Here is a 24,668-nt window from a genome sequence, read left to right on the forward strand (position 1 = left end):
TTACCCGCGCTCAGACCGTGGTGGTGGCCGCGCGCGGCAGATAGTGAAGTACCCGCTTCTCGGCCCAGACGACGCCCGCGTAGGCGACGATGCCGATCAGCGTGAGCACCGCGATCGTGACGAACACGGCCGAAGTGTTGCCCTGCCCCTCGCCGTCGACCAGCAGGAAGCCCAGGCCCAGATTGCCCCCGACCAGTTCGCCCACGGTCACGCCGATGACGGCCAGCGTCGAGGCGATGCGCAGTCCCGAGAACAGCGCCGGCAGCGCCGACGGGAACTCGACCAGGCGGAAGATCTGCCAACGGCTGGCATTGAGCGTGCGGACCAGGTTGACCATGTCGGGATCCACGGTGCGCACGGCCGACAGCACGTTGATCATGACCGGGAAGAACACGATCAGGATCGCCACCAGGATCTTCGGATAGATGGTATAGCCCAGCCACATCACGAACAGCGGCGCGAACGCCACCTTGGGCGCGATCTGCAGCGCCAGGATGTACGGCGACAGGATCGATTCCGTGGTGGGCGACAGGCCCAGCACCACGCCCACCACCAGGCCCAGCAGGGCGCCCAGGATGAAGCCGACGATCACCTCGAACGCGGTGATGCCGCTGTGCATGAGCAGCTCGCTGTTCTGCCACATGTGGCCGAACTCCTGGACGACCCGGCTGAAGCGGGGCAGGATGAATTCCGGCATGTTGAGCAGGCCGGGGCCCCATTCCCAGGCGGCCAGGAACACCAGCAGGACCAGCACGCTGCCGCTGGCCGTGGCGACCTTGCCCGAGAAGAACGGCCGGGCCGCCGGCTTGGCGGCGCCCGCCACGGCGGGCGCGTTTTCATTGGATACGGATACAGACATTACCGCTCAACCCCGACGAACTGGTTCGTATAAAGATCGGTCAAGGGCGCGGCCTTGGACACGATGCCTTCCGACACGTAGAACTTCTGCACCTCCGCCAGGCGGGCGGTATCCATCTGGCCCAGCACCTTCTGGTCGGCGTACACGTACTTGTTGTACAGGCGCAGGATGCGCTCGAGCTTCTCTTCCTTGCCCTTGAAGGCCGGCGCGGCCTGCGCGTAGGTGGCGGCGGCGCTCTTGGGATCCTTCATCACGTCCTGCATGCCGCGCAGGGTCGCGCGCACCAGGCGCTTGATCAGGTCCGGATTCTTCTTGATCGTCTCGTCCGAGGCGATGATGGCCTGCGCCATGCTGTTGAAAGGCTTGTCGATCTTCAGGTATTCGACGTTGCCGTTGGTGGCCTCGTCGGCATCGACCAGCCAGTCGGGCGTGGCGGCCATGCCCTCGGACTTGCCGGCGGCGAACAACTGCCAGACGCCGGCCGGGCCGGCTGCCTGGATGGACACATCGTTCTTGCTCAGGTTGTACTTCTTGAGCGTGCCCAGCAGCGCGTAGTAGGTCGTGTCGCTGTAAGAAATCACGGTCAGGGTCTTGCCCTTGAGGTCGGCCACCGACTTGATCGGGCCGTCCTTCTTGACCGCCAGCGCCGACAGCGAACCGGCGCCAAGCACGGCGACGGCCTTCACCGGCACGCCGTTGGCGCGGACGATGATGGGCGTGTCGCCGATGGCGCCGCCGATCACGGCGTTGCCGGCGCCGATCTGCTTGGCGACGTCGACGCCGCCCTTGCCGAGCACGAAATTGACCTTGATGTTCTCATCGGCGTAGTAGCCGCGCTGCTGCGCGATCATCCACGGGGCGAAGGCCGGCAGCGTGGGCGGGGCGGGCAACAGATAGTTCACTTCCTCGGGCGCGGCGTGGACGGCGAAGGGCGACGCGGCAACCACGGCGACGGCGGCCAGTTTGAAGCTGAACGAGACCAGAGCGTTTTTCATAGGGCTTCCTGTAAGAATGGGCGCCCACGGGCGCGACGTGCGAGATCGGGGGGACGGGCGGTTCAATGCAGTTCGGCGGTTTCCTTGCCCACTTTCAGCAGTTCCATCAACCGCCCCTGCAGCGGGCCGATTTCCGGCAGCTTGCGCCGCTCCAGCGGGTTGTCCCGCATGGGCAGGTCGACGATGATTTCCTCGATGATGGTGCCGGGGCGCTCGCTCATCACCAGCAGGCGATCGGACAGCGCGATGGCCTCCACCAGGTCGTGGGTAATGAACAGCGCCGTCTTGCGTTTCTCGTACACCATCTTGGCCAGGTCCTGCTGCAGCACCATCTTGGTCTGCGCATCCAGCGCCGAGAAAGGTTCGTCCAGCAGCAGCACCTGCGGGTCGACGGCCAGCGTCCGGGCCAGGGCGGCGCGTTGGCGCATGCCGCCCGACAACTGGTAGGGGAAGTGTTCCTCGAATCCCTTCAGATGGCACTTGGCCAGCAGTTCGTCCGCGATCACCCTGCGCTCGCGGGCGGGGGCGCCGTCGATCTCCAGCCCCAGCTCGACGTTGGCCCGTATGGTGCGCCACGGCATCAGCAGGTCTTTCTGCAGCATGAACGCCACCTTGCGCACGGGCTTGGTGACGCGCTCGCCGCCCACGTAGACCTCGCCCTCGCTGGGCAGGTAAAGGCCCGCGCCCATGTTCAGCAACGTGCTCTTGCCGCAGCCGGACGGACCGATGATGGACACCACCTCGCCGCTGCGTATGCTGAGATTGACGTCCGTGACCGCGGTACGGGGCTGTCCCGTCTGGCGGTCCATGAAGCGCTTGCCAACCTTGCGGAACTCGATTTCATTCATGTTGCGGGCCTGTAGGAACCGGGTCTCGATTCAGCGGCGAACGGGAACGGAACCGCCCCGCCCCCGCGGTTGCGGGGGGCCGGACACTGCGATAGTGTTATTCCATCGCTGGGCCGGCATCGTTCGTCGTCTTAAATACGAAACCTCATCTCATATACGGAACAGTGGCAAAAATATAGCGCCTCGATTTTGGAGGCGCGACTGGGGTAAACCACTACCTAAGGCCTAGCAAACACCGGGCCAGGTCCAAGACCGGCCCCTGTACCGAGCAGGACGCGCCATGGCGGTGCGGCCTTGCACCATCCATGGTCAGAGAAACAGTGGGGGCGCACCCGTCCGGTGCGCGGCCATGGCGGACCGGCCGACCCGGTCAGCGGATCAGTTCGAGGAATTCGGCGCGCGTCGAGGGGTTTTCGCGGAATGCGCCCAGCATGACCGAACTGACCATGGAAGAGTTCTGCTTCTCGACGCCACGCATCATCATGCACATGTGCTGGGCCTCGATGACCACGGCCACGCCCAGGGCATCGGTCACCTGCTGGACGGCCTCGGCGATCTGCAGACACAGATTTTCCTGAATCTGGAGGCGGCGGGCGTACATGTCGACGATGCGCGCGACCTTGGATAGCCCCAGCACCTTGCCGTTGGGCAGGTAGGCCACGTGGGCCTTGCCGATGAAGGGCAGCAAGTGGTGCTCGCACAGGGAATACAGTTCGATGTTCTTGACCAGCACCATTTCATTGGTGTCGGACGAGAACAGGGCGCCGTTGACGATCTCGTCGAGGTTCTGCGTATATCCCTGGCACAGGTATTTCATGGCCTTGGCGGCGCGCTTGGGCGTATCGCGCAGGCCCTCCCGGCGCGGATCCTCGCCGAGCTGTTCGAGTATGGACGTGTAGTGCTGTTCGAGCGACATGAAGGTTCCCGAGGTATCCGTGAAGACGGCGGCGCTGGGACCGGCCGGGCGCGGCGCGAAGGCCCGCGGAAGGCGTGAGGATACCCCATCGCCTGCGACGGAGCCGGAAAGGCCCTACCCCGCTCCCGAGTCGGGGCCGCCGTGCGGTCTCAGCAATATTGCAGGGGAAGGCGCTCGACCGTGGTCTCCCGCCCGGTCAGGCGGGCGATGCGCCGCGCGACCTCGGCCGGATCCCCGCTGGTCATGAAGGCCACGCCGCCCTCGCCCGCCTCGCGCGCCAACCCATGGGCCAGCAATTGCCGCTGCAACTGGCGGGCGAACGGCACGCCCGTCTCCAGCACCGCCACGTCCGGCCCCACGTGGCGCCGGATCGGCTCGATCAGGAAGGGAAAGTGCGTGCAGCCCAGCACCAGGACGTCGGCGCCGCGCTCGACCAGTTCGGCCAGCGGCTCGGCCACCAGATGGTCGCGGTCCGGCGTCCAGCCTTCTTCGGCCAGCGACACCCAGCCGGGACAAGGCTTGAGCAGCACATCCACGCCGGGCGCCTCGCGCCGGACCAGCGCGTGGAAGCGGTCGCTCAGGAGGGTGCCCGTGGTGGCCAGCACCCCTATCACCCCGGAACGGGTCAACCGCACGGCCGGCTTGACAGCGGGCTCGATGCCGACGATGGGCAGTTCCGGGTAGCGGTCGCGCAGGGCATCCACCGCGACCGCCGTGGCGGTGTTGCAGGGGATGGCCACCGCCCTGGCCCCATTCGAAAGGAAGAACTCCGCCAGGCGCAAGGCGCGCGCCACGATGTAGGCCGGCGTCTTCTCTCCATAGGGCAGGTGGCCGCTATCGGCCACGTACAGCAGGTCTTCATGGGGCAACGCCTGCCGGATGGCGCTCAGCACGCTGATGCCGCCCACGCCGGAGTCGAAGATGCCCAGGGGTCCGTCGTGAACGGCGAGGGTCATGGGATGAAATGCACGCTAGGAAGCCAGTTTCAGCCCTATGATACCTGCGACGATCAGCCCCAGGCTGACCAGGCGCGCCGGGCTGGCAGCCTCGCCGAACAGCAGGATGCCCAGGGCGGCAGTCCCCACGGCGCCAACCCCCACCCAGATGGCATAGGCGGTTCCCACGGGCAGCGTGCGCATCGCCACGCCCAGCAATCCCATGCTGACGACGATGGCGGTGACAGTGCCCACCGACGGCCACAGCCGCGTGAATCCATGCGTGTACTTCAAGCCGATCGCCCAGCCGACCTCCATCAGTCCGGCGATGATCAAAAGGGTCCAAGCCATCATTTTCTTCCTGGTTGCGGGGCCGTCCCCATTCGTCATGACCAGCGGGGTCGTCCCCGCGTCGCTCCGTCCCTATTTAAACGCCGGGAAACGCTTCAGCACCATGCTCCGTCCCTTTTTAAAAATCGCACTAAATACGTGCATAAAGTCGTCGTTTACCGACATGATGACGGAAAAACGCGATTACAATGCCGCGTTTTTTCGGTGCAACGCACCACATCAGAGCAATTGCCGCACGCAAAAGGTGCAGCCCTCGATGCCGCTCGCAGCTCGCTGCGGCAGGACGACCCCAAGCGCCCGGACATTCAACGGAGCCGATATTGAAACACGCCAGCCTAGACAGCTTTCTCTCGCAGGTCGCCCTGCGCGATCCTCACCAGCCGGAGTTCCTGCAAGCCGTCAAGGAGGTCATGACCAGCCTCTGGCCTTTCCTGCAGAAACACCCGCGCTACGCCGAACATGGCCTGCTGGAGCGGTTGGTGGAATCCGAGCGCATCATCCAGTTCCGCGTCTGCTGGGTCGATGACCGGGGCCAGACCCAGGTCAACCGCGGCTTCCGCATCCAGCACAACTCGGCCATCGGCCCGTTCAAGGGCGGCATGCGGCTGCACCCGTCGGTCAACCTGTCGATCCTGCGCTTCCTGGCATTCGAACAGACCTTCAAGAACTCGCTGACCACCCTGCCCATGGGCGGCGGCAAGGGCGGCTCCGACTTCGACCCTAAGGGCAAGAGCGACGGCGAAGTCATGCGCTTCTGCCAGGCCCTGATGGCGGAACTGTACCGCCACCTCGGCCCCGACACCGACGTGCCCGCCGGCGACATCGGCGTGGGTGCGCGCGAAGTGGGCTTCATGGCCGGCATGATGAAGAAGCTGTCCAACAGCGCGTCGGCGGTGTTCACCGGCAAGGGCCTGGCCTTCGGCGGCAGCCTGATGCGTCCCGAGGCCACCGGCTACGGCACCATCTATTTCGCCGAGCAGATGCTGTATCGCAAGAACCAGAGCTTCGACGGCAAGTCCGTGTCGATCTCCGGCTCGGGCAACGTCGCGCAGTACGCCGCCGAAAAAGCGCTGGACCTGGGCGCGAAGGTCGTGAGCCTGTCCGACTCCGACGGCACGCTGTACGTGAAGGACGGCATCGGCGTCGACATGCTCAAGGAGATCATGGACCTCAAGAACGTCCAACGCGGCCGCCTGGCCGACTTCGCCTCGCGCAACAAGCTGTCGTTCGAAGCCGGCAAGCGCCCCTGGCACATCCCGGTCGACATCGCCCTGCCCTGCGCCACCCAGAACGAACTCGACCACAACGACGCCGAGACCCTGGTCCGCAACGGCGTCCTGTGCGTGGCCGAAGGCGCGAACATGCCCTCGACGCTGGAAGCCGTGGACGTCTTCACCCGGGCCGGCACCCTGTACGCCCCCGGCAAGGCCAGCAACGCCGGCGGCGTGGCCGTGTCGGGCCTGGAAATGGCGCAGAACTCGCAACGCCTGTCGTGGCACCACGCCGAAGTCGACGAGCGCCTGCGCGCCATCATGAAGGACATCCACGAGAACTGCGTGCGCCACGGCAGCCGCGCCGACGGCTCCATCAACTACGTAGACGGCGCGAACATCGCCGGCTTCGTGAAGGTGGCCGACGCGATGCTGGCGCAAGGGGTGTATTAATTCAGTCCCCCCCTACGCCCTTACGGGCGCCCCCCCAGGGGGCGATGCGCGAGGACCGGCGGAGCCGGATCCTCCGCATCCTGGGTCTAGTACGGTTATCCTGGTTTGGAGCAGTGATGCTTCGCTGGCTGCCAGCAGTTGGAAATGAAGAAAAAATGGCCTCGCTTTGTGAAAGCGAGGCCATTTTGTTTTGCCCCCTACCCAGGGCGCCGCGGATCCGGCTTCGCCGGTCCGCCAGTGCCGCCCCCTTGAGGGGGAGCGGCCGGAGGCCGCATGGGGGTGGGCTTTCCTTCCGGTCCGCCTGTGCCGCTCCCTGGGGGGCGCGCGTAAGCGCGTAGGGGGGGGCTTCCTCTAGGGGGGCTTTCCTCTCGCAGCCATTCGCGCCAGATCGCGACCAGCAGGGCCATCAGGACCGGGCCGACGAAAAGGCCGACCAGGCCCATGGTTTGTACGCCGCCCACCAGGCCGATGAAGGTAGGCAGGAAGGGAAGCTTGACGGGGCCGCCCACCAGGCGGGGGCGCAGGGTCTTGTCGACGATGAAGAGTTCCAGCGTGCCCCAGGCGAACAACCCGATGCCGGCGATGAGCTTGCCCGAGCCGACCAGGTACAGCGAGACCATGGTGAAGGCCAGCGGAGCGCCGCCGGGCACCAGGGCCATGAAGCCGGTGATCAGCCCCAGCAGGGCCGGCGACGGCACGCCGGCTATCCAGTAGGCCGTGCCCAGCACGACGGCTTCGCCGATGGCGATCAGGCCCATGCCGGTCACGGTCGCGCTGATGGTGGCCGGCACCACGCGCGAAAGCCGGGTCCAGCGCACCGGCAGTACCCGTTCGCCCACGGTATCGAGCTGGCCGACCATGCGCTCGCCGTCCTTGTAGACGAAGAACAGGATGATCAGCATGAACACCACCGTCAGCGCCAGGTGGAAGACATTGCCCGTGGTGGACAGCACCACGCGGTAGATGTTGCCCAGGTGCTCGCCGCTGATCAGTTGTACCCAGGCGCCCAGCGCATGCGGCCGCGACAGGTGTTCTTCCCAGTATCCCGCCAGGCGCTCGCCGATCAGCGGCAGCCCCGTCACCCAGTGCGGAACGGCCAGGCCTTCGCGATTGGCCTCGAGCAGCCAGCGGATGAGGTTGCTGGCCTCCTGGATGGCATAGGACAGCCCGTAGGCGAAGGGCACGATCAGCCCGACCACGATGACCAGCAGCGCGCCGGAGGCCGCCAGCGTCGTGCGCCCGCCGCAGACGCGGACCCAGCGCCGGTACAGGGGCCAGCTGGCCAGGCCGATGATCAGCGCCGCCAGGCCGGGAACGAGGAACCCGCTGAAGAAGTAGGCGCCGGCCAGCAGCATCAGGATCAGCAGCCAGCGGGCCACGAGGCGGGCGGAAAAGACAGGAAGCGTCATGAATGGTCGCGAGCGGTGAGCCGAGGAACGTCGCCGACAACTGTACCAGTTGGCAGGCGCATTGCGGGGGACTGCCGCCGGATGGCCGGCGGTGGTATGTTCCGGCCCATGCGCACATTTCTACTGTCGGCCCTGGCCGTCCTGGTCTTTCTTCCCACCACGCTCTGGGCGGCCTTCGCCCTGCGCTATCAGGTGCCCGGTCCGCTGCCCGTCAAGATCGCGGCGGCCGTGGCCGGCGCGGCCTTCGGCCTGGGCATGCTGTGGCTGGCGCTGGCGGGTCGCCCCGCCTGGGGCGTGGGCCTGTACGTCGTGGCCTTCGGCCTGCTGCTGGCCTGGTGGCACAGCATCGCGCCGTCGAACGACAGGGTCTGGGCGGACGACGTCGCGCAGATGACCACGGGCCAGGTCGACGGCCACGTGGTCACGCTGCGCAACGTGCGCAACTTCGACTGGCGCGGCCCGAACGACTACACCCCGCGCTGGGAGACACGCAGCTACGACCTGACCAGGCTGGCCAGCGTGGACCTGATCCTGTCCTACTGGACCATCGAGGCCATCGCCCACACCCTGGTTTCGTTCGGCTTCGAGGATGGCCGGCAACTGGTGTTCTCGGTCGAGATCCGCAAGGAACGGCACGAGAAATTCTCGTCCATCGGCGGTTTCTTCAAGGAGTTCGAGACCAGCGTCGTGGCGGCGGACGAGCGCGACATCGTCCGGGTACGCACCAACATCCGGGGCGAAGACGACTACCTGTACCGGGTGTCCATGCCTCGCGAGGCCATGATGTCCCTGTTCCTGGCCTACGTGGACGAGGCCAACAAGCTCGTGTCGAAGCCGCGTTTCTACCACACCATCACGGCCAACTGCACGACCATCGTCTACCACATGATGACCCGGATCATTCCGGGCCTGCCCATGGACTACCGACTGGTCCTGGCCGGCTACCTGCCCGGCTACATCTACGATGTGCGCGGGCTGGACACCTCGCACACGCTGGCGGACCTGAAACGGCTGGGCCGTATCACCCAGCGGGCGCGGGATGCCGACGCGGACCCGGACTTCTCCCAGGCCATACGGCGCGGCGTGCCAGGCATCGCGGCGCGGTAGCCGGCACTTATTTCCGGACTTTTCGCCCAGCGAAACAGCGCTGTGATGTAATCCTCGCACCCGGTGCCACGCTTCAAGAGCACGAAAAAAACGAGGAGACTCATGGCGTTGACCTATCGCATCCGCGCGCTCTGCCTGGCGTTTGCCGGCCTGTGCTGCGCGCCCGGCGTCCATGCCGAAGATACCCGGTACCCTGCCAAGCCGATCAAGCTGGTCGTTCCCTACGCGCCTGGCGGCCCCACCGATCTGGTAGGGCGCTCCCTGGCGGCAGCGCTTGCGCGGCAGCTCGGCCAGCCTGTCGTGGTCGAGAACAAGGCCGGCGCCGGCGGCGTCATCGGCGCCAGTTCGGTCGTGAACGCAGCGCCGGACGGATATACCCTGCTGTTGGGCCTGCAGGGCCCGATCACCATCAATCCGGCACTGACCAAAGTGCCCTACGATCCGTTCCGCGACCTGATCGCGGTACGGATGATCGCCACCTCTCCGATGATATTGATGGCCAGCAAGAAATCGGGCATCGGGACGCTGGGCGACATCTCCACGCGCGCGAAAGCCGGCTCCGCCGGCCTGAACATCGGGTCCTCGGGCACGGGTACGCTCCCTCACGTTGCGGCCGAACTCATCAAACACGAGACCGGCGCGAATCTGGTCCATGTACCGTACAAGGGTGCGGGCCCCGCGCTGATCGATCTTCACGCCGGGCATATCGATCTGCTGTTCTCCGACCTCCAGGTGGGACTTCCCTACGTCCAGTCCGGCCAGGCGACGGCGCTCGCCGTCACCTCGTCCCAACGCTCGTCCATGCTGCCCAACGTACCGACGCTCGCCGAGAGCGGACTCGGCAAGGTCAAGCTGGCCGGGTGGTACGGCATCTTCGCGCCGCGGGGCACGCCGGCGGCGATCCTGTCCGCGCTGGACCGGGCCGTGGACGGCGTATTCCGGGACACGGCCTTCAAGCAGACACTGGAAAACCAGGGCTCGACGCCCAGTGCGCTGGGCGGGGCGAAGTTCGTCGAATTCCTGCGCGCCGAGTACGGCCAATGGTCGCGGCTGGGCCAATCCATCACCATCAAAATGGACTAGAGCCATGCATGGAATGAGCGAACGGCTCGCGGACTGGGCCACGAACCTGTCATGGACCGACATTCCCCGCGACGTCAAGGATCTCGCCCGGCTGCAGATCCTCGATGCGGTCGGCGTCATGCTCGCGGCCAGGCCGCTGGAGCCCGTCCATGCCGCGGTCCGCGCCATGGCGCGGACCGACGCCGGCTCGCAGGCCAAGAGCCTCGGTTTCGATCAATCGCTGTCGCTCTCGGGTGCCGCGTTCGTCAATGGCGTCATGTCTTCGCTGCTGGAATTCGACGATACGCACATCGAGTCTTTCGTCCACCCGACCGTGGCTCCCTTCTCGATCGCGCTTCCCTACTGCCAGTCATCGCATCTGTCCGGCGCGCGGCTGATGCAGGCGGTGATCATCGGCAGCGAACTCAGTTGCCGGCTCGGCTTGGTCCCTCCCATGCGCCTTCATAGCGTAGGCATACACCCGACCGCGATCATGGGTGCGTTCGGCGCCGTATACGCGCTCGCCTGGCTGGAACATCTCGATTGCCGGCAAGTCGTCGATGCCATCGGCCATTGCGCCAGCATGTGCGGCGGCCTGATGGCGTCATGGGAAGACGGCGCGTCGACCAAGACGCTCCACGTCGGGATGGCGGCGAGCCAGGCCGCGCGCGCGGTCGCGCTGGGCCGGGAGGGGATCAGCGGTCCGCGCCTGGTATTCGAAGGGCGCTTCGGCTGGTTCCAGACGCACGTCCAGAAAGCCGACCCGTCGGCCTTCCGCTACGCCCTGGCGACAGACGGCCTCGGCAGCCGGTGGGAACTGCTCAACGTCGCCTCCAAGCCCTACCCCAGCGCATTCACCATTCATCCCTATGTCGACGCGGTGCTCGCCCTCAAGGCGGCGCATGCGATAGCGCCCGCCGACATTGCCGAGATCCGGTGCCGGATCGCCCCCAGCTCCGTGGCGACGCTTTGCGAACCGGCTGCCGAGAAGCTGCGGCCGTTGACCTCCTGGCATGGCCGCATCAGCTTGCAGCACTCGCTGGCCGAGGCCCTGGTGCGCGGCGGCATGGACAAGCACGCCTACAGTCCGGAGGCGCTTGCGGACCCGGTCATCAACGCCCTGGCCGACAAGGTGGTGTACGAAGCCCATGCCTCCCAAAGCGCCGACCCGAAGAAGGCGGGCGCCCACGTCCGCATCCGGCTGAACGACGGCTCATGCCTCGAGCACGTCATCGAGAGTGTGCGCGGCACGCGCGCCAACCCCATCTCGGAAGAAGACTACATCCGGAAATTCCGCTCGAATGCCGACGGGGTCATCGCTCCCGGCAGAATCGACGAGGCCATCCACCGCTTGATGCGGCTCGATGCGATCGATGACGTCGCTGCGGTATTCGACGCCCTTGCAACGCCAACCGTACATTCCGAGTAAGCCATGCACGTCGCCCACGTATCCGTCATACCCTGCCCCCAGCGCATGCGTGACGCCTCCTGGAAGTTCGCCCGCGCCTCGGTACCGTCGATAGAGGGTTATCTACTGGCGCTGACCGACGACATCGGCACGACCGGACTGGGCTACGCCCATGCCATTCCGGCCATCACCACCCATGGCGAAGGCGTACGTACCGCGCTCGAACTGCTGGCACCCGTAGTAACGGGGAGGGGGCTGGGCGAGATCGCCGCAATCATGAGCGACGTCGATCGCAAACTGGCCTTCCAGTACAGCGCCAAGGCCGCCATCGACATGGCGCTGCACGACCTGCTGGCCAGGCGCCTGGGGGTGCCGATCAGCGCCCTGCTCGGCGGGCAGGTCCGTGCCGAGCTGCGGCTGTCCCGCATTCTTTCCATCAAGCCGCCTTCGGAGATGGCGGCCAACGCCGCCGCATTGGTGGCGGGCGGATACCGGCAACTCAAGCTCAAGCTGTCCGGCGATACCGAACTCGACATCGCGCGCGTCGCCGCCGTCCGCGGGGCGGTCGGGCCCGAGGTCGTGCTGACGCTGGACCCCAACCAGTCATACCACGCCAAGCAGATGATGGCCGCGTTCGCGCGCATGGAGCGGTACGACATCGCGCTGATCGAACAGCCTGTTCCGGCGCATGACTGGGCAGGCCTCTCGCTGCTCGCGCGCAGCCTGCCCACGGCCATCGAAGCCGACGAAAGCGCCGTCACCGTCCAGGACATCCACAGGCTCGTCGCCGACCGGGTCGTCGACGCGGTCAACCTCAAGGTCACCAAACTGGGCGGCTTTCGCCACTTCATGGAAGCGGTCCACATCTGCGAAGCCGGCGGCGTGACATGCCGCGTGGGCGCCGCGTTCGGCCCGGCGCTCATGCAGGCCATGAACGCCCAGGCCGCCAGCACGATCGGCGCCCTGCCCTACGCCTGCGAACTGTCCGAACACGAGCAATTGCTGGACGATCCCTGCACGGGACTGAGCATCGCAAACGGCATCCTGACGCTTCCCGGCACGCCGGGCTGCGGCGTCGAACTCGCTGCCTAGCCTTAGCCTCCTTGCTTGCGGGCGCCGATCACGGCCTCGGCTACCTGGCGCGGCACCTCGGCGTAGTGCTTGAACTCCATGGTGTACGTGGCACGCCCCTGCGTGAGCGAACGCAGCGTGGTGGAATAGCCGAACATCTCGGCCAGCGGCACCTCGGCGCGCACCAGCTTGCCGCCTCCGCCGGCGATGTCCTCCATGCCCTGCACCATGCCCCGCCGCGACGACAGGTCGCCCATCACGTTGCCCATGAAGTCCTCGGGGGTCTCGACCTCGACGCTCATCATGGGCTCCAGCAGCACCGGATTCGCGCGCCGCATGGCCTCCTTGAAGGCCATCGAGCCGGCCATGCGGAACGCGTTCTCGTTCGAGTCCACGTCGTGATAGGAGCCGAAGGTCAGCGTGACCTTCACGTCCACCACCGGATAGCCCGCCAGCACGCCCGAACCCAGCGTGTCCTGGATGCCCTTGTCGACCGCGGGAATGAACTCGCGCGGCACCACGCCGCCCTTGATGGCGTCGACGAACTCGTAGCCCGAGCCGGCCGGCTGCGGCTCCAGCGAGATCACCACGTGGCCGTACTGCCCCCGGCCGCCGGACTGCTTGATGAACTTGCCCTCGACGTCGCGCACCGAGGAACGCACCGTTTCCCGGTAGGCGACCTGCGGCTTGCCCACCGTGGCCTCGACGCCGAACTCGCGCTTCATGCGGTCGACCAGGATCTCCAGGTGCAGTTCGCCCATGCCGGAGATGATGGTCTGGCCCGATTCCTCGTCGGTGCGCACGCGGAAGGACGGATCTTCCTGGGCCAGCCGGTTCAGCGCCAGGCCCATCTTTTCCTGGTCGGCCTGGGTCTTGGGCTCCACCGCCTGCGAAATGACCGGCTCGGGAAACACCATGCGTTCGAGGATGATGGGGTGGTCGGGCTCGCACAGCGTATCGCCCGTGGTGGCCTCCTTCAGCCCCACGGCGGCCGCGATGTCGCCCGCGTAGACTTCCTTGATCTCGCGGCGCTCGTTGGCATGCATCTGCACGATGCGGCCCAGCCGCTCGCGCTTGCCCTTGAGCGGGTTGAAGACCGTGTCGCCCGAGCGCACGATGCCCGAATACACCCGGAAGAAGATGAGCTGGCCCACGAAGGGATCCGTCATGATCTTGAAGGCCAGCGCCGAGAAAGGCTCGTCGTCCGAGGGGTGGCGCTCGATCTCGCGGTCGTGCTGGTCCACGCCCTTGATGGCCGGGACGTCCACCGGCGACGGCAGGTAGTCGATGACGGCATCGAGCATGGCCTGCACGCCCTTGTTCTTGAACGCGCTGCCGCACAGCATGGGTACGATCTCGCCCGCCACGGTGCGCTTGCGCAGCCCGCGCTTGATCTCGTCCTCGGTCAGCGTGTCGCCGTTCAGGTACTTGTCCATCAGCTCGTCGTCGGCCTCGGCCGCCTCGGCCACCATCTTGTCGTGCCACTCGGCGGCCGTGGCCTGCAGCGCGGCCGGGATGTCGCGGTATTCGAAGCGCACGCCCTGGCTGGCCTCGTCCCAGATGATCGCCTTCATCTTGACCAGGTCCACCACGCCCTCGAAATGGTCCTCGGCGCCCACCGGGATCTGGATGGGGACGGCCCGCCCTTTCAGGCGATCCACGATCTGCCGCTGCACGCGGAAGAAATCCGCGCCGACGCGGTCCATCTTATTGACGAACGCGATGCGCGGCACGCCGTACTTGTTGGCCTGGCGCCAGACCGTCTCGGATTGCGGCTGCACGCCGCCGACCGAGTCGTACACCATGCAGGCGCCGTCGAGCACGCGCATGGAGCGCTCGACCTCGATCGTGAAGTCCACGTGCCCCGGCGTGTCGATGATGTTGATGCGATGCTCGGGATAATTGCCCGCCATCCCCTTCCAGAACGCCGTCGTGGCGGCGGAGGTGATGGTGATGCCGCGCTCCTGCTCCTGCTCCATCCAGTCCATGGTGGCATTGCCGTCATGGACTTCCCCTATCTTGTGATTGACCCCGGTGTAGAACAGGATGCGCTCGGTAGTCGTGGTCTTGCCGGCGTCGATATGCGCGCTGATGCCGATGTTCCGGTAGCGCTCGATGGGGGTCTTGCGGGTCATGGCTATCTCGTCGAAAGGTTGAGGGAACGAAACGCGAGCCGCGCCGGTTCCCGGGGGAAACGGCAAAGGAAGCTAGTTTGCACCGATTCGGGCCGGGCCGGGAGGGCCAACGCGCCACACCCCTGCCGGCAGCCCGGGCATTCCCGCGCGCCTCGTAGTAACCTCGTAAATATGGGCGCGTTTCCTGAAAACAATCTGAAATTGGCAATCCGATCCGCCATGACCACCCTCGACAGACAACGTGCCATTCCCGCCCTCTACATGCGCGGGGGCACCAGCAAGGGCGTGTTCTTCCTGCCCTCGGACCTTCCCGCCGATCCCGCCGCCCGCGACCGCGTCCTGATGCGGGTGGTCGGCAGCCCCGACCCCTACGAGAAGCAGATAGACGGCATGGGCGGCGCCACCTCCAGCACCAGCAAGGTGGTCATCGTCGGCCCCAGCACCCGCCCCGACTGCGACGTCGACTACTGGTTCGGCCAGGTCGCCATCGGCCAGCCCGTCATCGACTGGAGCGGCAACTGCGGCAACCTCAGCGCCGCCGTCGGCCCCTTCGCCATCCACCGCGCACTGGTACGGCCGGCCGGCGACGGCATCGCCGTGGTCCGCATCTGGCAGGCCAACCTGGGCAAGCGCATCATCGCCCACGTGCCGGTGCGGGGCGGGCAGGTCCAGGAACTGGGCGACTTCGAACTGGACGGCGTGACCTTCCCGGCGGCCGAAGTCCGGCTGGAATTCCTGGATCCGGGCGGTGGCGACGGGCCTGAAGGCGCGATGTTCCCCACCGGCCGCACGGCCGACGTGTTAACCATTCCAGGAGTGGGGGAAATCCGCGCGACGCTGGTCAACGCCGGCAACCCCACCGTCTTCGTCGCCGCCTCGTCCCTGGGACTGGCCGGCACGGAATTGCAACCCGATGTGAACAGCCGCGCCGACCTGCTGGCACGGGCCGAGGCCATCCGCGCCCATGCCGCCGTGGCCATGGGGCTGGCGCCCGACGCCGCCCATGCCACCGCGCACCGCCAGCACACGCCCAAGCTCGCCTTCGCCGCCCCGCCCGCGGCCTATACCGCTTCAAGCGGCCGCGCCGTCGCCGCCGGCGACATCGACCTGAACGTGCGCATCTTTTCCATGGGCAAGCTGCACCACGCCATGACGGGCACCGGTGCCGTCGCGATCGCCGCCACCGCCGCCGTGCCCGGCACGGTGCTGGCCGACGTGCTGGGCGGCCCACGCGGCGAACTGCGCTTCGGCCACCCGTCGGGCACGCTGAAAGTGGGCGCCCAGGCACGCAGCCAGGACGGGCGCTGGAGCGTCGCGCTGGTGGCCATGAGCCGCACGGCGCGCCGGCTGATGGACGGCGTGGTGCTGTTGCCGCCATGGGAATGACTTTCCGCCCGCGCGCGTTTGGACGGATACTGTCTTCGTAGCGGAACGGCCCCTTGCCGTTCCCTCTTATCAGGCGGCCTGCCCGCCGCCCCTCGCAGCAAGGAGACATGCATGAAGTTCGTCAAGAAAACGGTTGCAGCCCTCGCCATCGCCGCCGCGCCGCTGGCCGGCATCGCGGCCCCCGCCAAGGTCATGGCCCCCGGCGGCCCCGGCGGCGGCTATGACGGCGCCGCGCGCGTGCCGTTGCAGGTCATGCAGCAGACCGGCATCTTCACCGACGGTTTCCAGGTCACCAACAAGGGCGGCGCGGGCGGCACCATCGGCCTGGCCGAGTTCGTGCGCACCGGCAAGGGCGACGACAACGCCATCATGTCCATGGGCGCCATCCTGGTCGGCGCCATCATCACCAACAAGTCTCCCGTCACGCTGGACCAGACCGTGCCGCTGGTGCGGCTGACCGACGACGCCGGCGCGATCGTGGTCGCGCCCAACTCGCCCATCAAGACCATCGCCGACGCGGTCCAGGCGATGAAGGCCAACCCTGGCGGCACCGCCGTGGCCGGCGGTTCGATAGGCGGCACCGACCACGTCACCGCGGCGCTGCTCGCCAAGGCGGCCAAGTTCGACCCGACCAAGGTCAACTACCTGCCCTACACCAGCGGCGCGGAAGTCGTCACCTCGCTGGCCAGCGGGCAAGCCAAGATCGGCATCTCGGGCCTGTCCGAGCTGAAGACCTTCGTCGACCAGGGCCGCATCCGCATCATCGCGGTCTCCTCCGAGAAGCGCCTGCCCGGCATCGACGCCCCCACGCTCAAGGAAAGCGGCTACGACGTCGTCATCGGCAACTGGCGCGGCATCATCGGCGCGCCCGGCATGAGCAAGGCCGGCCGCGACATGTGGCTGCAGCGCTATGCCAAGCTGCACGCCTCGCCCGAATGGAAGAAGGCGCTGGCCGATCGCGGCTGGGACGACGCCTACCTGGCCGGTGACGACTTCGCCGCCTTCCTGACCAAGGAAAAGGCGCGCCAGGCCGAAGTGCTCAAGGACGTCGGACTGGTCAAGTAAGGCCCAGGCCGACATCAGCGAGAAGGCACCGGGCGCCGCCGCCGGCGCCCATCGGAGACGACACGATGACAACACCCTCAAGGCGCCCCTGGTGGCTGGGCCTGGCCGTCATGGCCATAGGCGCGGTCTGGCTCTATGAAGGCGGCACCCTGCCCCAGATCGGCGGCTATGCCGCGCTAGGCCCGGGCTTCTTCGTCAGCGCCATCGGCGCGGCGCTGATCGTCCTGGGCATCCTGCTGCTGGTGCAGATCGCCCGCGGCGAGACCTTCTCGCCCCAGGAAGTGGAAAACGCCGAGGCCGATGCCGGCGCCTCCTGGCCGGCCCTGCTGTGGGCCGCCGCCGGCGCCGCCCTGCCCCTGCTGACCATGCAGCCGCTCGGCTTTCCCCTGACCGCCATGGGGTCCTTCGCCCTGGTCACCCGGGCCTTCGGCTCGCGGCGCCTGGTGTTCGACTGTGCCATCGGCCTCGCGCTGGGCGTGATCTGCTGGCTCGGCTTCTCCCGGCTGGGCGTCAGCCTCGGCCCGGCCTTTCCTCCGGCGGGGTGGTGATCCATGGATACCTTCAACGCCCTGCTGTCCGGCTTCGGCGTCGCGCTGCAGCCGATGAACCTGTTCTGGGCCTTCCTGGGCTCCGTGCTGGGAACCGCCATCGGCGTGCTGCCCGGCATCGGCCCGGCCCTGACCATCGCGCTGCTGCTGCCGGTTACCGTGCAGATCGCCCCCACCGCCGCCTTCATCATGTTCGCCGGCGTCCTGTACGGCGCCATGTACGGCGGCTCGACCACCTCCATCCTGCTCAACGCGCCCGGCGAGAGCGGCTCCATGATGACCGCGCTCGAAGGCAACAAGATGGCCCGCTCCGGACGCGGCGCCGCCGCGCTCGCCACCGCGGCCATCGGCTCCTTCGTGGCCGGCACCATCGCCACGCTGGCCCTGAGCTTCGTGGCGCCGGCCATCGCCGAACTGGCCTTCGTGTTCGGCCCGGCCGACTACTTCGCCTTGATGGTGCTGTCCTTCACCTCCGTCTCGGTGGTGCTGGGCACCTCGCGCGTGCGCGGCTTCATCGCGCTGTTCCTGGGCCTGGCCATGGGCGTGGTGGGCATCGACGGCCAGACCGGGCAGGCCCGGCTGGCCTTCGGTTCGGCCGACCTGCTCGACGGCATCGAACTGACGGTGGTGCTGGTGTCGCTGTTCGCGGTGGGCGAGATCCTGTATGTCGCCAGCCGCTACAGCAAGGCCCCGCCGCGCATCAACCCGCTCGCGGGCGGCACCTGGATGACGCGCCAGGACTGGAAGCGGTCATGGAAACCCTGGGTGCGCGGCACCGCGCTGGGCTTTCCCATCGGCGCGCTGCCCACCGGCGGCACCGAGATCCCGACCTTCCTGTCCTATACGATCGAGCGCAAGCTCTGCAAGCATCCCGAGGAATTCGGCAAGGGCGCCATCGAAGGCGTGGCCGGCCCCGAAGCCGCCAACAACGCCGCGGCCGCCGGCGTGCTGGTGCCGCTGCTGACCCTGGGGCTGCCCACCTCGGCCACGGCGGCGGTGCTGCTGGCCGCGTTCCAGAGCTATGGCCTGCAGCCCGGCCCCTTCCTCTTCACCAACAGCGGCGAACTGGTCTGGGGCCTGATCGCCTCGCTGTACATCGGCAACCTGATGCTGCTGGTGCTGAACCTGCCGCTGGTCGGCCTGTGGGTGCGGCTGCTGCTGATTCCCCGGCCCTATCTGTACGCGGGCATCCTGATCTTCGCCATGGTGGGGATCTGGGGCGTGGCGACCTCGTGGACCGACATGGCGCTGATGTTCGGCATCGGCCTGATGGGCTACGTCATGCGGGTCTATGACTTCCCCATCGCGCCGGTCCTGATCGGGCTGATCCTCGGGCCCATGGCGGAAACCCAGTTGCGGCGCGCCCTGGCCGTGGGCGAGGGCAATCCGATGATCCTGGTGTCGACCCCGACCTCGGCCACGCTGCTCGCCCTGGCCGCGGCCGCGCTGGTGCTGCCCCTGCTGCTGCGCCGCCTCAAGCGCGAAGCCTGAGTCCGGCCGCCGCGGGCCCAGACCCGCGGCGGCGCCGCTAGTCCTGCCCCTGCCGGATCATGCGGGCGATTTCCTCCTCGCCATAGGGACGCGGGTCCTTGACCCGCAGGCTGTCCGACCATTCCCGCGAGAAATCCCGCTGCAGCCAGCGGTTCACGGCGGCCGTGGCGATCATCGCCACCACGGCGCCGCAGGCGGCCAGGGCCATGTCCTTGTGCGCATCCCAGACGTCGCCCTGAGTGCCCAGGTAAGCCACGCCCAGGTCGCCGCCGAAGACCTCGGCCGCGATCCACTCGAACAGCTCGAACATGGCGGAGGTCGCCAGCGTGAACTCCAGCGGCAGGAAGTAGCCCCAGAACCCCCGGGCGTCGGCCACCCGCAGGAACACTTCGCGTATCGGGTAGGCCAGCAGCAGCCCGTACGAAAAATGCACCACGCGGTCGAAATTGTTGCGCTCCCAGCCCCACAGGCTGTTGAAGCTGCGGCCGGCCAGCGCCTGCCACCATGCGTCGTAGGGCACTTTCGCATAGGTGTAGTGCGCACCGATCGCATGCAGGCACAGGAAAACGAAAATCAGCGTGTACGACAGGCGCGAGAACCGGAAATGCCGCCAGCTCGCGGCCAACCCGGCGCAGAATCCGATCACCAGCACGTTTTCCAGCGCCCAGTCGGAACGGTCGAGCGGATCGATGGCCAGCGCCCCCCAGATCACCGCGAACGCCAGCGCCAGCGACGTCACGTAGCGCCGATACCCCGTACCCATGCCTGTCTCCATCTTGCCTCCTGCGGCCACGCGGAGCAGCCAGTCTACGCCATCGGCACGCCCGGACCGGAGCGCCCCCTTTTTACCGATGTGGAGCGGCAACTTTTACACGTTGCGCGGCCGCTTCTCGCGGACGCGGGCCGGACCGCCGAGGCACGCCGCTTGCTGGGTCGGCAGCACGCTGCCATGGAGGACCGCATGGACGACCAGACGAGCCTGCCCCCCGCCTCTGCTCCCCTTGCCGCGCAACGCGATCCGGACCGCAACCTCGGATCCGCCGAGCGGCTGGGCTCGGCGGCCGGCGGATCATTGCTTCTACTCTGGGGCCTGCGCCGCGGCGGGCTGGCCGGCGACCTGGCCAGCGCCGTCGCCGCCGGACTGCTGTGGCGCGCCGCCACGGGCGACTGTCCCGTCAAGCGCGCAGTCGCCCCCTCGCCCCTGGAACGGCGCATCGCGCGCGAACAGGGATGGCTGTCCGCCGCGGCGGCCACCCACGCCATCGTCATCGACCGCCCGCGCCAGGAAATCTACCGCTTCTGGCGGGACTTCTCGAACCTGCCCCGCTTCATGCGCCACATCGTCTCCATCGACGTCATCAACGACCGCCGGTCGCGCTGGACCGTCAAGGCGCCGCTGGGCCGGCTGGTCGAATGGATCGCCCACGTGGTCGACGACGTTCCGGGCGAACGCATCGCCTGGGAAGCCGAAGCCACCGCCGACGTGCCCAATCACGGCCAGGTCGAATTCCACGACGCGCCCGATAGCACCGGCACGGTGGTGACCGCGACGATCGCCTACCAGCCGCCGCTGGGCCAGGCGGGGCGGCTCCTGGCGCGCCTGTCGCGCGAGGAGCCCGCGCGCCAGATGGCCGAGGACCTGCGCGAGCTCAAGCGCTACCTGGAAGCGGGTGCGGCGGAGATTCCCCTGTCCCCGGTCTGATCCACGGGGTCGCTGCCGGACGGACACAGGCCCGCGCCTCCCCCCCAGGACGAGCCTTCCGGCAGCTTGGCGGTCCTCGCCTTCATGGCTGGACCGCCTTCTTTTTGCCCTTGCGCCGGGTCCGCGCGTTTCAGCGCCGTTTCACCCCTGGCATGTTGCTCCCGCCCAACCTATCGCTTTCCCTGGAAGATACAAAGCCGGGAGCCGCGCCGCGGACGGCTGCGGTATAACCTCGCCACGCATGCACGCGCATGCGCCGCCGGCCGGCCCCCCGGCTGGGCCACGAGCCCCGTCCCCGCCCGTCGGCCACTCTCCTTTCTACACAGATGGTCATCATGATGTTTACGCAACTCCAATCCAGCCGGCGCGCCACGCTCGCGCTGGCTGCCGCGCTGGCGACCGCCGGCGCGCTCTCCACCTCCTTTCCGGCCATGGCGGCCAATTACCCGGCCAAGCCCATCACCATCGTCGTCGCCTACGGCGCCGGCGGCGACACCGACGCCATGGCCCGCCTGTTCGGCGAAAAACTGACGCAGCGCCTGGGCCAGCCCGTGATCGTCGAGAACCGCGCCGGCGCGAGCGGCATCATCGGCAGCAACTACGTCGCGCGCGCCAAGCCGGACGGCTACACGCTGCTGCTGGCTCCCAGCACCTTCTCCATGGCCACCCACGTGGTCAAGACGAATTCGGCCGACACGTACAATCCCGCCCGCGACTTCGCTCCCATCACCCAGACCGCATCCCAGCCCCTGCTGCTGGTGGCCGGCCAGGCCTCGGGCTATACCTCGGTCGCCCAGGTCCTGAAGGATGCCAAGGCGGGCAAGGCGCTGACCTACGCCAGCCCCGGCTCGGGCTCGCCCATGCACATCCTGGGCGAGCTCTTCAACCAGGCCGCCGGCGTCAAGATCACCCACGTTCCCTACAAGGGCGTCGCCCCCGCCGTGAACGACCTGCTGGGCGGGCACGTGGCGCTGAGCTGGATGACCTACGGCCCGGTCGAACCGTATCTTGCCTCCGGCAAGATCCACATCCTGGCCAACGGCGCGGCCGAACGCACCCCGCTCGCCCCGGACGCGCCGTCGATGGCCGAACTGGGATACAAGAACATCGACATCGCCGCCTGGCAGGGCCTGTACGCGCCCAAGGGCACGCCGGCCGAGGTCGTGCGCACGCTGAACGGGCACATGGCCGAAATCCTGAAAATGCCCGACGTGGTGGCCAAGATGCGCGTCTTCGGCGCCTTCGCCAAGGCCAGCACGCCCGAGGCCCTGGGCAAGCTGACCGCCGACGAATACGCGTTCTTCGGCAAGGTCGTCAAGGAATTCGGCATCCAGGCCGATTGACCGGCTTGCCCGCCCCATGCGGGAACCTCCGGCGGGTCCGGCGCTCGGAATGAGCATGTGGATCCGCCGCCTTGCCGCCCTCGCCTGCGTGCTCGCGCTTGCCAGCGCGGGCTATGTCGCGCTCGACCGCTGGCAGCGCGGGATGATCTTCTCGGTCGAACTGGGCGAACGCTCGTGGTGGCGCGACCCGCCGGCCGGCACCCAGGTCTATGACCTGCCCCTGCCCGGCGGCGACACCCTGCGTGCCTGGTACTGGCGGCATCCGGATCCCGGCGCCCCCACGGTGCTGTATCTGCACGGCTCGCGCTGGAACCTGAACGGCAGCGCGTTCCGCATGGAGCATTGGGCGGGGCTGGGCTATTCGATGCTCGCCATCGACTATCGCGGCTTCGGTGCCTCGTCGCCTCGCCTGCCGTCCCAGGCGAGCGTCAGGCAGGACGCCCAGGCAGCCCTGCGCGAACTGGCCCGGCTCCAGCCCGATCCCGCCCGCCGTTTCGTCTACGGCCACAGCCTGGGCGGCGCCATCGCGATCGACCTGATGGCCCGCCTCGACCCGCCGATACCGGTGGCCGGCCTGATCGTCGAAGCGACCTTCACCAGTATCCGCGACATGATCGCCACCACGCGCTGGGCCGGCATCCCCGGCTTCGGCCTGCTGGTCACGCAGCCCTTCGATTCGCGCGACGCCATCGGCAAGCTGCGCACGCCGCTCCTGCTGCTGCACGGGACCGGGGACCGGGTCGTCCCGCCCGCCATGAGCGACGCGCTGCTGGCGGCGGCACGGCAATCGCCGCACAAGCGGCTGGTCTGGCTGGAAGGCGCCTCGCACTCCGGTACCAGCCGCAGCGGCGCCGCCTACGACGACGCCGTGCGCGGCTTCATCCGCTCGGTCCGGCAGGCTTATCCGGGCTGATTCATTCCAGTTCGACCGGGGCCTGGAACTGCCGTTCCAGGAACGCCACCGCACCCGCCCGGGCTTGCTCCGCGGAAGCGAAGACCTCGCTGTCCCGCATCAGCGGAAAACCCAGCACCCGCACCTGGAACCGGTAGCCGTCCTCGCCCGGCGAAGTATCGATCTCGAAATTGCGTTCATTGACCCAGCCTCTTGCCTGCAACGTCCAGTCTTCCACCTTCGACTCCTTGTGGCGGCATCCGCCGCCTTCATCCATGTCAACCCAGCGCCACCAGGAACACCAGGGCACCTATTCCCAGCATCAGGAACGGACTGAGCCTCGTGTACATCAGCGTCAGCGTCGAGGCGGCCGCCACGCCCCAGGCCCAGGCGCCGCCCTCGGCGGCGCGCAGCACGGTGCACGAAGCAGCCAGAACCATGCCCGCCGCCACCGGCACCAGGCCCGCCTCGATCGCGCGTATGCACCGCGTGCCCTTGAACCGGGTCCACAGATGCGCCAGGGCGTACACCAGCAGCGAACTCGGAATGAAGATCGCGGCCGACGCCACCAGCGCGCCCGCCAGCCCCGCCGCCTGCCAGCCCACCAGCGTCACCAGCAGCGCGCCGGGACCGGGAATGATGCGCGACAGGGCATACAGGTCCATGAACTGCGGATTCGTCACCCAGCCATAGACGTCCACCGACTGGCGGTGGATGTCGGCCACGATGCTCTGCCCGCCGCCCACCGTCAGGAAGGACAGCGGAGCGAAGACCAGGACCACTTCCACCAGTTGCGCGAACCTCATGCCTGCCCGCCCGCGCGCAGGCGCAGATAGGCCAGCCCGATGGACAGCGGCGCCATCGCGCCGACCACCCACAGCAGGGGCAGCTTCAAAAGGAAGATCGCCACGAAGGTGACGACCATCACGGCCAGGGCGGGCAGACCCCGCGCGGCCCGGCGCGCCGCCCGCAGTCCCGTCTGCAGCGACAGCCCCACGGCCGCGGCCGCCACGCCGGCCAGCGCCAGGTGCACCGAGTCGGACTTCGCCATCGTCGCGAACGCGGCCACCACGACCAGCGCCAGCACCATGGCGGGCACCACCAGCCCCAGCGCGCCGGCCAGCGCGCCCACGCCGCCCCGCAGCCGGAAACCGACCCAGATCGCCAGGTTGACCACGTTGACGCCCGGAAACGCCTGGGCCAGCGCGAGGCCGCTCAGGAACTCGGCCTCCGACAGCCAGTTCCGGCGCTGCACGAACTCCCGCAGCATCCAGCCGCTCAGCCCGCCGCCGAAGCTGGTCAGGCCGATCTTGGCGAAGGCAAGGAAGATCTGGAGCACGGAAGGAGGCGGGGAACCACTGTCGACGGAAACGGGCGGCAAGGTCTGGGGCATGGCGGGCCTATCGCGGGAAGTACCGTCATATTACGGATCCGGGTTGTCGAATAGCTTAACGCCCGGACCGGTCCGCCACCGGAGGCTA

24 protein-coding genes are annotated in these 24,668 nt (G+C 67.7%); 12 read left to right on the forward strand and 12 right to left on the reverse strand.

The genetic code is table 11. From position 1 onward, the window contains the following. Positions 1-10: 10 nt before the first annotated feature. From ABD104_RS11815 to sugE, 6 genes are all read right to left on the reverse strand, one after another. A complete protein-coding gene (locus ABD104_RS11815) occupies positions 11-859 on the reverse strand; it encodes an ABC transporter permease (protein WP_087840804.1) in 849 nt (282 codons plus the stop codon). Further along, a complete protein-coding gene (locus tag ABD104_RS11820; RefSeq protein WP_087840805.1) occupies positions 859-1,854 on the reverse strand; it encodes an ABC transporter substrate-binding protein in 996 nt (331 codons plus the stop codon). The genes ABD104_RS11815 and ABD104_RS11820 overlap by 1 nt, the downstream gene beginning before the upstream one ends. Before the next feature lie 62 nt (positions 1,855-1,916). Then, on the reverse strand, positions 1,917-2,702 hold the full coding sequence (locus tag ABD104_RS11825) for an ABC transporter ATP-binding protein (protein ID WP_087840806.1): 786 nt from the start codon (positions 2,700-2,702) through the stop codon (positions 1,917-1,919). Positions 2,703-3,072: 370 nt separating this feature from the next. After that, complete coding sequence (folE, locus tag ABD104_RS11830) at positions 3,073-3,618, reverse strand: GTP cyclohydrolase I FolE (RefSeq protein ID WP_087840807.1); 546 nt, start codon at positions 3,616-3,618, stop codon at positions 3,073-3,075. A gap of 149 nt (positions 3,619-3,767) precedes the next feature. Then, positions 3,768-4,574, reverse strand: coding sequence for a glutamate racemase (gene murI, locus ABD104_RS11835; RefSeq protein WP_087840808.1), 807 nt, complete (start codon positions 4,572-4,574; stop codon positions 3,768-3,770). Between the two features lie 15 nt (positions 4,575-4,589). Next, positions 4,590-4,904, reverse strand: a complete 315-nt coding sequence (gene sugE, locus ABD104_RS11840) for a quaternary ammonium compound efflux SMR transporter SugE (RefSeq protein ID WP_087840868.1) — start codon at positions 4,902-4,904, stop codon at positions 4,590-4,592. Positions 4,905-5,224: 320 nt separating this feature from the next. On the opposite strand from sugE, the gene gdhA reads away from it, so the two are divergent. Beyond that, a complete protein-coding gene (gene gdhA / locus ABD104_RS11845; RefSeq protein ID WP_207958610.1) occupies positions 5,225-6,568 on the forward strand; it encodes an NADP-specific glutamate dehydrogenase in 1,344 nt (447 codons plus the stop codon). A gap of 197 nt (positions 6,569-6,765) precedes the next feature. Here the strand turns inward: gdhA and ABD104_RS11850 are convergent, their stop codons facing one another. After that, entirely contained in the window at positions 6,766-7,977 is a 1,212-nt protein-coding gene (locus ABD104_RS11850; RefSeq protein ID WP_343927586.1) for an AI-2E family transporter, read from the reverse strand. A gap of 108 nt (positions 7,978-8,085) precedes the next feature. Here ABD104_RS11850 and ABD104_RS11855 point away from each other — a divergent pair, with 108 nt between their 5' ends. The 4 genes from ABD104_RS11855 to ABD104_RS11870 all read left to right on the forward strand — a co-directional run bounded on the left by ABD104_RS11855 (position 8,086) and on the right by ABD104_RS11870 (position 12,646). Next, the gene (locus tag ABD104_RS11855) at positions 8,086-9,084 is read left to right on the forward strand and encodes an Lnb N-terminal periplasmic domain-containing protein (protein ID WP_207958611.1); all 999 of its coding nucleotides are present in this window, start codon (positions 8,086-8,088) and stop codon (positions 9,082-9,084) included. Positions 9,085-9,186: 102 nt separating this feature from the next. Continuing rightward, positions 9,187-10,167: a Bug family tripartite tricarboxylate transporter substrate binding protein gene (locus ABD104_RS11860; RefSeq protein ID WP_087840812.1), complete on the forward strand. Its 981-nt coding sequence runs from the start codon at positions 9,187-9,189 to the stop codon at positions 10,165-10,167. A gap of 4 nt (positions 10,168-10,171) precedes the next feature. Then, complete coding sequence (locus ABD104_RS11865; RefSeq protein ID WP_343927587.1) at positions 10,172-11,575, forward strand: MmgE/PrpD family protein; 1,404 nt, start codon at positions 10,172-10,174, stop codon at positions 11,573-11,575. 3 nt (positions 11,576-11,578) lie between these two features. Next, the gene (locus tag ABD104_RS11870) at positions 11,579-12,646 is read left to right on the forward strand and encodes a mandelate racemase/muconate lactonizing enzyme family protein (protein WP_279818347.1); all 1,068 of its coding nucleotides are present in this window, start codon (positions 11,579-11,581) and stop codon (positions 12,644-12,646) included. 2 nt (positions 12,647-12,648) lie between these two features. Here ABD104_RS11870 and fusA read toward each other — a convergent pair whose 3' ends face one another. After that, positions 12,649-14,760 carry an elongation factor G gene (gene fusA / locus ABD104_RS11875; RefSeq protein WP_087840815.1) on the reverse strand — a complete coding sequence of 704 codons (2,112 nt, stop codon included), beginning with the start codon at positions 14,758-14,760 and terminating at the stop codon, positions 12,649-12,651. A gap of 219 nt (positions 14,761-14,979) precedes the next feature. Between fusA and prpF the strand changes: the two genes are divergently transcribed. The 4 genes from prpF (at position 14,980) to ABD104_RS11895 (ending at position 19,250) form a co-directional block, all read left to right on the forward strand. Beyond that, on the forward strand, positions 14,980-16,146 hold the full coding sequence (gene prpF / locus ABD104_RS11880) for a 2-methylaconitate cis-trans isomerase PrpF (RefSeq protein ID WP_087840816.1): 1,167 nt from the start codon (positions 14,980-14,982) through the stop codon (positions 16,144-16,146). A 111-nt stretch (positions 16,147-16,257) separates the two neighbouring features. Further along, a complete protein-coding gene (locus ABD104_RS11885) occupies positions 16,258-17,211 on the forward strand; it encodes a Bug family tripartite tricarboxylate transporter substrate binding protein (RefSeq protein WP_087840817.1) in 954 nt (317 codons plus the stop codon). A 65-nt stretch (positions 17,212-17,276) separates the two neighbouring features. After that, positions 17,277-17,759: a tripartite tricarboxylate transporter TctB family protein gene (locus ABD104_RS11890; RefSeq protein WP_343927588.1), complete on the forward strand. Its 483-nt coding sequence runs from the start codon at positions 17,277-17,279 to the stop codon at positions 17,757-17,759. A 3-nt stretch (positions 17,760-17,762) separates the two neighbouring features. Continuing rightward, positions 17,763-19,250 carry a tripartite tricarboxylate transporter permease gene (locus ABD104_RS11895; protein ID WP_087840819.1) on the forward strand — a complete coding sequence of 496 codons (1,488 nt, stop codon included), beginning with the start codon at positions 17,763-17,765 and terminating at the stop codon, positions 19,248-19,250. A 37-nt stretch (positions 19,251-19,287) separates the two neighbouring features. On the opposite strand, the gene ABD104_RS11900 is transcribed toward ABD104_RS11895, so the two are convergent. Then, positions 19,288-20,013 (reverse strand): DUF2238 domain-containing protein, encoded by a 726-nt coding sequence (locus tag ABD104_RS11900; RefSeq protein ID WP_343927589.1) that lies wholly within the window; start codon positions 20,011-20,013, stop codon positions 19,288-19,290. 198 nt (positions 20,014-20,211) lie between these two features. On the opposite strand from ABD104_RS11900, the gene ABD104_RS11905 reads away from it, so the two are divergent. The 3 genes from ABD104_RS11905 (at position 20,212) to ABD104_RS11915 (ending at position 23,208) form a co-directional block, all read left to right on the forward strand. Then, positions 20,212-20,952, forward strand: coding sequence for an SRPBCC family protein (locus ABD104_RS11905; protein ID WP_343927590.1), 741 nt, complete (start codon positions 20,212-20,214; stop codon positions 20,950-20,952). A 335-nt stretch (positions 20,953-21,287) separates the two neighbouring features. Further along, the gene (locus ABD104_RS11910) at positions 21,288-22,295 is read left to right on the forward strand and encodes a Bug family tripartite tricarboxylate transporter substrate binding protein (protein ID WP_254914654.1); all 1,008 of its coding nucleotides are present in this window, start codon (positions 21,288-21,290) and stop codon (positions 22,293-22,295) included. 49 nt (positions 22,296-22,344) lie between these two features. After that, complete coding sequence (locus tag ABD104_RS11915) at positions 22,345-23,208, forward strand: alpha/beta hydrolase (RefSeq protein WP_087840822.1); 864 nt, start codon at positions 22,345-22,347, stop codon at positions 23,206-23,208. Between the two features lies 1 nt (position 23,209). On the opposite strand, the gene ABD104_RS11920 is transcribed toward ABD104_RS11915, so the two are convergent. From ABD104_RS11920 to ABD104_RS11930, 3 genes are read right to left on the reverse strand one after another with little or no spacing between them, the layout of a single operon-like run. Beyond that, on the reverse strand, positions 23,210-23,425 hold the full coding sequence (locus tag ABD104_RS11920; protein WP_140416900.1) for a hypothetical protein: 216 nt from the start codon (positions 23,423-23,425) through the stop codon (positions 23,210-23,212). Between the two features lie 40 nt (positions 23,426-23,465). Then, complete coding sequence (locus tag ABD104_RS11925; RefSeq protein WP_087840824.1) at positions 23,466-23,993, reverse strand: chromate transporter; 528 nt, start codon at positions 23,991-23,993, stop codon at positions 23,466-23,468. Beyond that, positions 23,990-24,580, reverse strand: a complete 591-nt coding sequence (locus tag ABD104_RS11930; RefSeq protein WP_087840825.1) for a chromate transporter — start codon at positions 24,578-24,580, stop codon at positions 23,990-23,992. The genes ABD104_RS11925 and ABD104_RS11930 overlap by 4 nt, the downstream gene beginning before the upstream one ends. Between the last annotated feature and the right edge of the window lie 88 nt (positions 24,581-24,668).

Source organism: Pigmentiphaga daeguensis (genome assembly GCF_039523035.1).
Classification (GTDB): Bacteria; Pseudomonadota; Gammaproteobacteria; order Burkholderiales; family Burkholderiaceae_B; genus Pigmentiphaga; species Pigmentiphaga daeguensis.